Below are 10,610 nucleotides of genomic sequence, written 5' to 3' on the forward strand. Positions count from 1 at the left end.
CGCGCGAGGGTGGGTTCGGGGGCGCGGTCGTACGATCGCTGTCCGGAGGGGCCCCGGTGGCGGGGTGGAGCGAGTGGTCGGTGGGAGCGGTTTTGTCCGAGCAGTCAGCACAGCCGGAGTACCGGATCGAGGACCTCGCCCATCACAGCGGGGCCACCGTCCGGACGATCCGCGCCTACCAGGACCGCGGTCTGCTGCCCCGTCCGGAGCGCCGGGGCAGGTCGAACGTGTACGGGGACGCGCACCTCGCGCGGCTCCGGCAGATCGCCGACCTGCTCGACCGGGGCTACACCCTGGCCTCGATCAAGGAGCTCCTGGAGGCCTGGGACACCGGCCGGGGACTCGGCGGGGTGCTCGGTCTGGTAGCCGAGGTCCACGGGCCGTGGACGGACGAGGAGGCGGCCCGCATCTCACGCGCCGAGCTGGACGCCCGCTTCGGCGGCACACCGGACGAGGAGGCCATCCGGGAGGCCGTCGAGCTCGGCGTACTGGAGCGGATACCCGACCGGGAGACGGAGGAGTACCTCGTACCGAGTCCCCAGGAACTGGCCGTGGCGGTCGAGTTGTACGCGGCCGGGGTCCCGCTCGCGGCGATCACCGGCCATCTGCGGGAACTTCGCAACCAGGTGGAGCACATCGCCGCCCGTTTCCTGGAGTTCACGACCGAGCACGTCTTCGCCCGTTATCTGGAGCACCGGCCGCCGACGGACGCGGACGCGACCGAGGCGGCGACGATGGTGCGAAGGCTCCGGCCGCTCGCCCAGCAGACGGTGGACGCCGAACTGGCCCGGGCGATGCGCGTGTTGGCGACCCGGCACCTCCAGCTCCATCTGTCACCGGACGTGCCGTCGGCGCGGGACGACGAGCCGCGTCCGGTGGTGCTTCCGGCCGGCACCGTCAGGGCCGTTCAGGGCCTGGTGGGTCAGGAGGGGGTCGCGGCCTTCGTCGCCGCCGCCACGGAACGGGAGGTGCACAAGAGGACGATGGACGCCCTCACCGCACACCACCCTCTTCATGAGTAAGGTGCTCAATTCGGTCAGCGGCACAGGGCTGTTGTCCACAGAAATCCCAACCAGCCTGTGGATAAGTCGCTTTGGTTGTGGACCAAACCTCTGGGACGTCCGGCATTCTGAGGGAATGACCCACCGAACACCACCGGACGAGCGCCGCACGGTGAAAGTATCGAAGTACCTCTCCCAGCACCTGCGCCACCAGCCCGAGCGCATCGGCCTCGTTCTCGACGCCCACGGCTGGACCGATATCGACGATCTGCTCGACGCCGCCGCACGCAACGGCTTCCCGATCACCCGCGAGGAACTCGACCACGTCGTCGCGACCAACGACAAGAAGCGCTTCGCGATCGAGGGCAGCCGCATCCGCGCCAGCCAGGGCCACACCGTCGAAGTGGACCTGGACCTGCCGGTTGCGGAACCGCCCGCGTACCTCTACCACGGTACGGTCGCCGACCGGCTCCCCGCGATCCGGGCTGAGGGGCTGCGCCCCATGGCTCGCCACCACGTGCACCTCTCGCCCGACCGGGAGACCGCGACCCGGGTCGGCGCGCGGCGCGGCCGGCCGATCGTGCTCGCCGTCGACGCCGGCGCCATGCACCGGGCCGGGCACGTCTTCCGCCTCAGCGCCAACGGGGTCTGGCTGGCCGACACCGTCCCGCCGGAGTTCCTGCGGCTTCCGGCATGATCGGTCCCATGGCACACCCCCACCTGCCCAGCACCGAAGCAGCCGTCACCGCGATCCGTGAGATCGCCCGGGAGTTCGGCCTGGAGATGACGGTGACCGACGACATCGGTGCCGACCGGACGTCCCGGCGTACGGCCTCCGGTGCGTTCGCCGTCCTCGACGCGGACGGCTCGCTGCCCCACGAGGCCTACGTCGAACTGGGCGGCAGCCCGTCCGTCACGGTCCAGGTCTTCCCCGAGGACGACGCCAGGATCGTCGTGGACGGTGTCGCGTTCGACGACGTGCCCCGGGACGCCGTCCCCGCGTTCCTCCGCTCCGTGCACGGCGGACTCGCCCATGTGAAGGGGCGTTTCCTCCCGCCCGGCTGGTGGCTGGTGGTGCCGCTGCCGGGCGACGAGACGTTCAGGGAACTCGTCGACGGCGTCGCGCTCACCCCGTGGATGAGCAGCCGGGTCCGCTGACCCGGCCGTCCACGGCCCGACAGCTATACTCGCGGCCGCATTCGACATGGTGAGAGGAAATCCAGGTGGCGGGTCCGACTGCGCTGAACTCGGTGATCGACGGCAAGGAGATCGCCGGGGACGGCGTCACCTACACCTCACGGAATCCGGCGCTCCTGAGCGACGTCGTCACCGAGGTCCGGCTGGCCGACGCGGAAACGTTCCAGGACGCCTGCGCGGCCGCGCGCGCGGCACAGCGCGACTGGGCGCGGGTCCCGGCCCCGGTGCGCGGCCAGGTCGTCGGGGCCTTCGGGCGTCTGGTGCAGGAGAACAAGGAGGCCCTCGCCCGGCTGGTCACCCGCGAGGTGGGCAAGACGTACGCGGAGGCGCTGGGCGAGGTCCAGGAGATCATCGACACCTGCGAGTTCTTCCTCGGCGAGGGCCGGCGGCTGTACGGGCACACCGTGCCGTCCGAGATGCCCGACAAGCAGCTCTTCACCTTCCGGATGCCCGTCGGCGTGGCGGTCATCGTGACGGCGGGCAACTTCCCGGTGGCGGTGCCCTCCTGGTACCTGGCGCCGGCCCTGCTCTGCGGCAACGCGGTGGTGTGGAAGCCGGCCGAATACGCCGCGGCGACCGCGCGCGCCCTGGCGGAACTCGCCTGGCGGGCGGGCGTGCCGGCCGGAGTCCTCAACCTGGTCTTCGCCGACGGCGAGACGACGTTCGCGGGTCTCGACGCCGCGCTGGGCCGCGGTCTGGTGGACAAGGTCGGCTTCACCGGCTCGACGCTCGTCGGCCGGCGGATCGGCGAGCTGTGCGGCCGGCACCTGCAGACGCCGTGTCTGGAGCTCGGCGGCAAGAACCCGATGGTCATCGCGCCCGACGCGGACCTCGACCTGGCGGTGCAGGCGGCGCTGTTCTCCGGGTACGGCACGGCGGGCCAGCGCTGCACCTCGCTTGGCACCGTCATCGCGCACGAGGACGTGCACGCCGAGTTCGTACGCCGCTTCGCCGAGGCCGTGCGGACCGCGGCGGTGGGCGAGCCGTCCGAGGGCGTGGTCTACGGCCCGCTGCTCGACGAGAAGTTCGCGCGCACCTACGAGACGGCGCTGAGCTGGATCGACGACCACCACACGGTCCACGGCTCGACCGGGGTCGGCCGGATCACGGCCGAGTCACCCCGTGAGGGCTTCGTCGGCGACCCGTCGGACGGTCTGTACTACCACCCGGTCCTCGTGGACGGGGTCCGGCCCACGGACCGGATCTTCCTGGAGGAGACCTTCGGGCCGATCGTCGGCGTGACCACGTACCGGACGCTCGACGAGGCGATCGAGCTCGCCAACACCCCGGATTACGGGCTCTCCGCCGCCGTGTGGACCAGCGACCCGGCCACCGCGTTCCGCTTCCGGCAGGGCGTCGGCGCCGGGATGATCAGCGTCAACAACTCCACCTCGGGCGCGGAGGCCCACCTTCCGTTCGGCGGCAACGGCAAGTCCGGCAACGGCAGCCGCCAGTCCGGTGTGTGGGTGCTCGACCAGTTCACCCGCTGGCAGTCGATGAACTGGGACTTCTCCGGTTCGCTGCAGAAGGCCCAGATGGACGTGGCGACCGTCGAAGCCGACCTCACCTACCGGCTCCCGACGTCCTGGACCGACGGAGCCTGAGACAGCGGCTCCCGATCCTGGACCTCCCGAGGGTCCGGGCCGCCGGAGCCTGACAGACGCCGATGGCGCCGATGGCGGTGGGCGTACCTCCTCCGTCGGCGCCTCAGCGGTCACGGCCTCACGGCCCGTTCAGCGGCGGTCGTCCGCCCAGGTGCGCTGGACGACCGTCTGCGCGTGACCCACCGTCCAGTCCGGCAGGGCCGCCAGGGCCCGCTTCGCGTCCTCTCCGGTCTTCAGGAACACCTGGTCGACCTGGATCTCGACGGGACCCGAGCGTTCCACCGTCACCGTGTGGCCGTCGAAGCGGCCGACGACGTCCACGACCGCCTCGCCGCCGTCGAAGGACCGGCCGCCGACGGAGAGCCCGGGGCCCGTCACCGTGATCCTGATCAGCTCCGCGCGGTTCGCGCCGAGGGTGATCCGGACGGGCGCGGTCGTACCGGCGGTGGCGAAGGAGACGGTCCCCTCCGGTACCGGCACCTTCCGCGCGGTCAGCGCGCCGTCACGGGCCCGCAGCCCGGTGTCGCGGGCGACCTGGTCGACGACGCCCAGCTTCTGGGGCGTGAGGTAGTCACGACCCTCCAGCACGATCCGGGCGTCCTCACCCTCGCCCTGCTCCTGGAACAGCTCCACCAGCTTGGGGTGCGCGCTGTCGTACGGCGAGACGAGTCCGACGACGAGGAGTCCGCAGACGGTGAACGCCGCCGGGGCGAGCCAGGACCGGTGCGGCGGCCGTCCCGCGTACACCGCGAACGGCGCCAGGATCAGCGCCAGCGGTACGGCGACCAGGACGGACGCCACGGCGAGGGCCGCGTCCATGGGGATGGCGGTCGGCAGCCGGCCCATCATCGGGACGGCGAGCTCGAACAGGTTCCGGGTGAACTGGGCGATCAGCACGAACGACACGAACGCGCTCACCAGCAGTGGCACCGCCCGCCAGCGGCCCGGCAGCGCCAGGAAGCCGCCGATCGACACGACGAGCAGGGCGGAGGCGATCCACAGCAGATAGCCGGGTCCGATGCCGAGCCAGGCGGTGACCGCCCCGAGCAGGCCGACCGCCCAGGCGTTGCCGAGGAGGGCCGTACGGGCGGCCGGACGCCGGGTGGCGTCCGGGGCGCGGCGACGGCGCCGGCGCTCCAGGAGCAGCTGGGGGGCGAGCGCGCCGAGGACGACGAGGGGCAGCGTCACCAGGTGGACCAGCCACGGGTGCGCGAACCAGGAGTGCGGGCCGACGAGGGACTGGGCCGCGCCGAGGACGACGCCGGTGAGCACGGCCGCCGGGAGGGCGAGGAGCGCGGCGCCCGCGGTGGCGGCCACCCGGCCGGGCCGGAGGTCCCAGACCCGGCAGGCCCGCCAGGTCAGCGCGGCCAGGACGAGCAGGAGCGCGAGCGTGCCGATCCTCGTCCGCAGCGGGTCGAGCGTCACCCACCCGCGCGACAGCACGTCGAAGTAGTAGGGGGCGGGCTTCCGGTCGCTCAGGTCGCCGGACCCGGCCACGTCGGAGGCGAACCGGACGGTCATGTCGGTGACCGCCTGCGCCGATCCGGAGCCGATCCCCACGACGCGGTCGTTCGGCGTGTGGTAGCGGTAGCCGTCCTCGAAGAGGGCGTAATCGAGACCGGACCAGCCCTGGGCGCGCCAGACCCGGGCGTCGGTGTCGGAGTTGATGAGGCCCGCCTGGAACAGCCACTGGCCGAGGACGGAGCCGTAGGGCCGTTCGGTGTTGCCGGCCAGCTCGACCAGCCGGCCGTCGTCCTCGCCCGCCTGGAACAGGATGGGCAGACCGCCGGAGCCGACGGCCTCCAGGTTCAGGAACCAGCGGACGTCCGCGGCCCACGGGTGCCGGGTGAAGGCGTCCGCGCCGGTGAGGCCGACCTCTTCGCCGCCGTTGAACAGGTAGATGACCGTACGGTGGTGGTCCTGGCCGGCCAGCTGCCGCGCGGCCTGTATCAGCGCACCGACGTTGATGCCGTCGTCGGCCGCGCCGGGCCCCTCCATCGCGGAGTCGACGTGGACGTTCACCAGGAGGGCGTCGTCGGAGTCGCCGGGCTGGCGGGCGATCACGTTCTCGACGCGGTAGTCGACGGCCCGGTCGTGGAAGCGGTACGTGCCGGAGGCGCGCTGCCGTTCCACTTCGAGGCCCGGGACCGCCTTCAGCTCACCGGCGACGATGTCCAGCGCCTCGGCGACCTTCGCGCTCCCCGCGACGTGCGGGCCGAGGTCCTCCAGACGCTGGGTGGTGGCGAGCGCGGCCCGGCCGGCCTCCCCGTCGGGCGCCGGGCGGGTCGCCCAGTGTGCGAGGCCGAAGGCGACGATCAGGAGCAGGCCCAGGACCGCCCAGGTACCGACGAACCGCGCCGTACCGGGCCGTCCCGCGACACCCACGAGGCGTGATGTTTCACGTGAAACGTCGTCGAGGCCGGCCCGCACGTCGCCGCCCCCGCCGCGTCCGTTCGACGCCGCACCGGTCCCGTCCCGTACCGACGACACCGTGTCCGCCCCGCCTCGTACCGACGATGCCTCTTCCGCCCCGCCTCTTACCGACGGCGCCTCTTCCGCCTCCGGGCGTACCGCCTCGCGCGGGCGGGACTTCAACGGGCCCGCCGTGCGGTCCTCTCCCCCGGTCATGACCCCGCGCCCCTGATCTCCCGCAACCACGAGCGCAGTTCACGCTCGACCGTCTCGGGGTGCTCCAGGGTGAGGGCGTGCGCCGCGTCCGGGACTCGCACGAGCGAGGCCTGTGCCGTGGCGCTCTCGATCGTCTCCGCCGCGGCCCGCATGCCGGCGGTGTCCGCGTCCCCGACGAGGACCCGGACCGGGCAGCCCAGCTCCGCGAGCCGGCCGGCGGCGGGCTTCGGCTTCACGAAGTCCGGGGTCTCCTTCTGCTGCGTGTAGTTGAGCCGCAGCATGTCGGCGACCGTCTCCCGTACGGCGGCGCGCGCGGGCTCCGGCTCACGGCCGGGTCCGTCGACGAACAGCCGTACCTCCTGGATGATCAGCTCCTCGACCGTCCGCGCGATGCCGGCCGCGTCGGCGGTGTCCCAGGCTTCCTCGGCCGCCTCGACCGCGTCGAGCAGCGGCCGCTCGTCGTCCGCGACCGGACCGTCGAAGCCCGAGACGTCGGGCGCGAGCAGGAAGAGCCCGTCGACCCGGCCCGGGTGGGCCAGCGCGAAGTCGATCGCGAGCCGCGCGCCCCGTGACTCGCCCACCAGGACGGCGGACTCCAGCCCGTACGCGTCGAGCACGCTCGCGAGATCGTCGATGTCCGAGAACTCGCCGTCGAGCGTCGTCGTGGACCGGCCGAAGCAGCGGCAGTCGTAGGCGACGCCGAACACCTCGCCGTCGAGGGCCCGCAGCAGCGGGGACCACATCTCGCCGTGGGCGATGCCCGAGTGGACCATGACGGCGGCGGGGGCGGCCGGTGTGCCGCTGCTCTCGGTGTGGAGCGAGCCGCCGGGGACCGTGATCGTGCGCGTTTCCATGTTCATCCTTCCAGTGACTGCAGGGAGCGGCCGATCGACCGCATGTGGCAGCCGATCACGAATGCGGCGACTTCCTCGGCATGACTCAGCAGATACATGTGTCCGCCCGGCCACATCCGTGTCGGGCAGCCGCTGTCGGACTGCTCCGCCCAGGCCGCGAGTCCTTCGGCGGGCACACCGGGGTCGTCGGTGCCCCCGAGGGCGCACACCCGCGCCGAGAGCTTCTCGCCGTCCCGGTACCGGTAGCCCATCGCCATCCGGTAGTCGGCGCGCAGGCCCGGCATGACCAGCTCCAGCAGGTCCGGCTGCTGGAAGAACTCCGGCGGTGCCACCCCGTGCGAACGGAGGTTGGCGAGGATCTCGGCGTCCGTGGGCGGGTGCCGGTCGGGCAGCACCTGGGGCGCCGCCATCCCGGAGACGACCAGGCAGTTCACCGGCAGCGCCCGCCGCTGGAGCCTCCGCGCCACCTCGAACGCGACCAGCGAGCCGAAGCTGTGGCCGAACAGGCTGGTCGGCCGCTCGTCGGAGCGGAGTTCGTCGGCCAGGGCGGCGACGAGCAGCTCCATGTCCTCCACGGGCGCTTCGAGCATCCGCTGTTCGCGTGCGGGCAGGTCGGGGGCCCACAGCTCCACGCCGGAGGGGAGCCACGCGGCCCAGCTCTCGTAGACCGTCCCGTTGCCGCCCGCGTAGGGCAGGCAGACGATCCGGCTGGACCCTTCACCGGCGCTGAGCTTTCTGAGCAGTGTCATGACGGCCGATCAGCCCCGCACGCAGCGCGGACGCATGTCGGTCCACACCGTCTCGATGTGGTCGAGGCACTCGTCCTTGGTGCCGGTCGGCCCGTCGGCCGCCCAGCCGGCGGGCAGCTCGCGGTCGCTCCGCCAGATCGAGTACTGCTCCTCGTCGTTGACGACGACGACGTACTCGGGCTCCACGGTGGTCACAGTCATCGCACTACCTCTTGGGGTGTCAGGGTCGGGGGGAGAAGGATCTCGGGGGCCGCCGCCGTCGGGAGCCGGCGGCTGAAGACGGCGAAGGCGACGCTGATCGTGATGCAGGAGACCGCGATCACGGCCAGGGTCAGGGAGCCGGAGGTCGCCTCCAGGGCGATGCCGGCCGCCAGGACGGACAGGGGTTTGAGGCTGAACGCGGCAACCTGGGCGGTGGTCGTCACCCGGCCGAGGAGCTCGTCCGGGGTGAGCCGGGCGCGCAGGGTGCTGTAGAGGATCGCGGAGAGCGACTCCCCGGCGCCCGCGAGAAGGACGACACCGAGGGCCAGCGGCAGCGAGGCGGTCCCGCTCAGGACGAGCAGTCCGACGCTGCCGAGGACCGTGCCGGCGCACATGACCGCGACGGACGCCTCCTTGATGCGCGAGGCGAGCACCGCGCCGGCGATCGCCCCGACGGCGTAGACCGCGATGATCGACCCCAGGACGCCGGGCGACCAGCCGAGGTCCTCACGGATGAAGTACGTGGCGCAGATGATGATCGGCGCGGTGAAGAAGGTGATCGCCGCCCAGTAGAGCAGCGCCGCCCGCAGCAGCCGGTGCCCGGCGATGAACCGGAAGCCCTCCAGGACCTGCCGGCGCATCGGGGCCGGCGGGTGCTCCCGCGCCGTCTGGAGCGGGCGGCGGATCAGCATCAGGGAGACCGCCGACACCGCGAACGTCAGCGCGTCAACGCCCAGGGTGCCGGCCCCGCCGATGCCCGTCACCAGGACACCGGCGAGCGCGGGCCCCGCGATGTAGCCGAGCGCGTTGCCGATCGACAGCAGCGAGTTGGCCTCGCCGAGCCGGCCGCGGCCGACGAGCGACGGCACACAGGACAGGCAGGCCGCCTCGAAGACGGCGTACAGCGCGCCGACCGGCACGGCGATCGCGTACAGCACCGGCAGCATCGGCAGGTCGAGCAGCGCGGCCAGGGGCACCGCGCCGACCAGCACGGCCCGGCCGACGTCCGCCCACAGCATCATCCGCCGCCGGTCGAAACGGTCGGCCCAGGCGCCCGCGGGGACGCCGAGCAGCATCATGGGCAGCGTCGTCAGCATGGCGATGAGGCCCATGTGCAGTCCGGAGCCGGTGAGGGCGAGGACCAGCAGCGGCAGGGCGGTCTTGCTCAGCGCGTCGCCGAGTGCCGAGGCGCCCTGGCCGCCCGCGAACAGGAGGAAGTCGCGGTCCCGCAGCAGGTTCTGGCCGGCGGGAGCGGCCGTGCTCGCTGGTGTGCTCATCGTCAGGCCCAGTCGTCCCAGTCCTTGGCGCCGGTCACGTTGCGCAGACCGCCCTGGGACTTGAAGTACATCTGGGCCAGGTAGCGCTCGGGGATGCAGGTCAGCCAGCCGAGGGCGTTGTCCTCGCCCACGATCTGGTGGCTGTACGAGATGGAGGTGTCCATGGACTCGATGGCGTGCCAGTAGCCGCTGGGCACGTACAGCGTCTCGCCCGGGTTCAGGACGGTCTCCTCGACGACCACGTCCTTGAAGCGCGGGTGGCGCGTCAGGTCGGGGCGGCGGTAGTCGACCTGCGCCATGCCGAACTGGCGGCGGAAGCGGCGCGGGTACAGCTTCTCGTGCTGGTCGGGGGAGACGAAGTAGCAGCGCTTGCGGCCGACGACCTGGCTCAGGTAGGCCGCGGTCTGCATGCCGTCACTGTGGAACGGGGTGACGGTGCCCTTGCTGCCGACGAACATCACGGCCGCGACGCGGGAGGACACGGTCTCGCGCGGGGCGCCCTTGCCGCCCCCCCGGTTGAGGAAGGTCTTGGCGAGGTAGAGGCCGAGGAGCTTGGCGGGGTTGACCGTGCCGGTCCGCCAGTTCGCCTTGAAGCGGATGTCGGCCCAGTTCGGGGCCAGGTCGGGCAGGTCGTAGTCGTCGGCGAGGCCCGGGAAGTGCTCGACCATCCGGTGGACCGGGTAGGCCCGCAGGTAGAAGGCACGGTTCGGATCGGTGTTCTTCTCGATCTCGTCGAGCAGGGCGGCCAGCTTCATCCCGCGGAAGCCGCCGACGTTGCCCAGGATCAGCTCGTTGTCGAGCCGCTGGAGGTTGGCGTGGATGTCCAGGTCGCCGAAGTGCTCGCGGAAGTAGTCCAGGCTCCAGCGCTCCATGGCCGGCCAGGAGTCCATCAGGCCGGTGATGACGGCGGGCTTGCGCTGGTAGACGTAGTCGCGCGTGAAGTCCTCGCGGGAGGGCGCGTGGATCCGGTCGATCGCGTCGAGCTTCACCGTGGCCTCGGGGAAGATCGTGCCGGCGACGCTCTCGTCCTTCTCGGTCGAGTGGAGGGTCATCGTGAGGTCCTGTTCCTGTGTCCTGTGGGGTGGGAATGCCGGGAGGG

General features: G+C 72.0%; 10 protein-coding genes. 4 read left to right on the plus strand and 6 right to left on the minus strand.

Features of this window, described 5'->3' with window-relative positions:
• Positions 1 to 92: 92 nt before the first annotated feature.
• The 4 genes from ABZ567_RS13195 (at position 93) to ABZ567_RS13210 (ending at position 3,802) form a co-directional block, all read left to right on the plus strand.
• On the plus strand, positions 93 to 1,022 hold the full coding sequence (locus ABZ567_RS13195) for a MerR family transcriptional regulator (RefSeq protein WP_360788001.1): 930 nt from the start codon (positions 93 to 95) through the stop codon (positions 1,020 to 1,022).
• Between the two features lie 115 nt (positions 1,023 to 1,137).
• The gene (locus ABZ567_RS13200; protein WP_360788004.1) at positions 1,138 to 1,698 is read left to right on the plus strand and encodes an RNA 2'-phosphotransferase; all 561 of its coding nucleotides are present in this window, start codon (positions 1,138 to 1,140) and stop codon (positions 1,696 to 1,698) included.
• Between the two features lie 8 nt (positions 1,699 to 1,706).
• Entirely contained in the window at positions 1,707 to 2,159 is a 453-nt protein-coding gene (locus ABZ567_RS13205) for a hypothetical protein (protein WP_360788007.1), read from the plus strand.
• 65 nt (positions 2,160 to 2,224) lie between these two features.
• Complete coding sequence (locus tag ABZ567_RS13210) at positions 2,225 to 3,802, plus strand: aldehyde dehydrogenase family protein (protein ID WP_360788010.1); 1,578 nt, start codon at positions 2,225 to 2,227, stop codon at positions 3,800 to 3,802.
• A 129-nt stretch (positions 3,803 to 3,931) separates the two neighbouring features.
• On the opposite strand, the gene ABZ567_RS13215 is transcribed toward ABZ567_RS13210, so the two are convergent.
• Genes ABZ567_RS13215 through ABZ567_RS13240 form a run of 6 tightly spaced genes read right to left on the minus strand, consistent with a single transcriptional unit; the run spans position 3,932 to position 10,563 of the window.
• Positions 3,932 to 6,430: a M28 family peptidase gene (locus ABZ567_RS13215; protein WP_360788012.1), complete on the minus strand. Its 2,499-nt coding sequence runs from the start codon at positions 6,428 to 6,430 to the stop codon at positions 3,932 to 3,934.
• Positions 6,427 to 7,284 carry an alpha/beta hydrolase gene (locus ABZ567_RS13220; RefSeq protein WP_360788015.1) on the minus strand — a complete coding sequence of 286 codons (858 nt, stop codon included), beginning with the start codon at positions 7,282 to 7,284 and terminating at the stop codon, positions 6,427 to 6,429. The genes ABZ567_RS13215 and ABZ567_RS13220 overlap by 4 nt, the downstream gene beginning before the upstream one ends.
• 2 nt (positions 7,285 to 7,286) lie before the next feature.
• A complete protein-coding gene (locus ABZ567_RS13225) occupies positions 7,287 to 8,033 on the minus strand; it encodes an alpha/beta fold hydrolase (protein WP_360788017.1) in 747 nt (248 codons plus the stop codon).
• Positions 8,034 to 8,042: 9 nt separating this feature from the next.
• A complete protein-coding gene (locus tag ABZ567_RS13230; RefSeq protein WP_360788020.1) occupies positions 8,043 to 8,234 on the minus strand; it encodes an MbtH family NRPS accessory protein in 192 nt (63 codons plus the stop codon).
• Positions 8,231 to 9,511, minus strand: a complete 1,281-nt coding sequence (locus ABZ567_RS13235; protein ID WP_360788023.1) for an MFS transporter — start codon at positions 9,509 to 9,511, stop codon at positions 8,231 to 8,233. Before ABZ567_RS13235 ends, ABZ567_RS13230 begins: the two co-directional genes overlap by 4 nt.
• A 2-nt stretch (positions 9,512 to 9,513) precedes the next feature.
• Positions 9,514 to 10,563, minus strand: a complete 1,050-nt coding sequence (locus tag ABZ567_RS13240) for a cupin-like domain-containing protein (RefSeq protein WP_360788026.1) — start codon at positions 10,561 to 10,563, stop codon at positions 9,514 to 9,516.
• Positions 10,564 to 10,610 lie beyond the last annotated feature (47 nt).

Origin of the sequence: Streptomyces sp. NPDC016459, assembly GCF_040632845.1 — a bacterium.
Classification (GTDB): domain Bacteria; phylum Actinomycetota; class Actinomycetes; order Streptomycetales; family Streptomycetaceae; genus Streptomyces.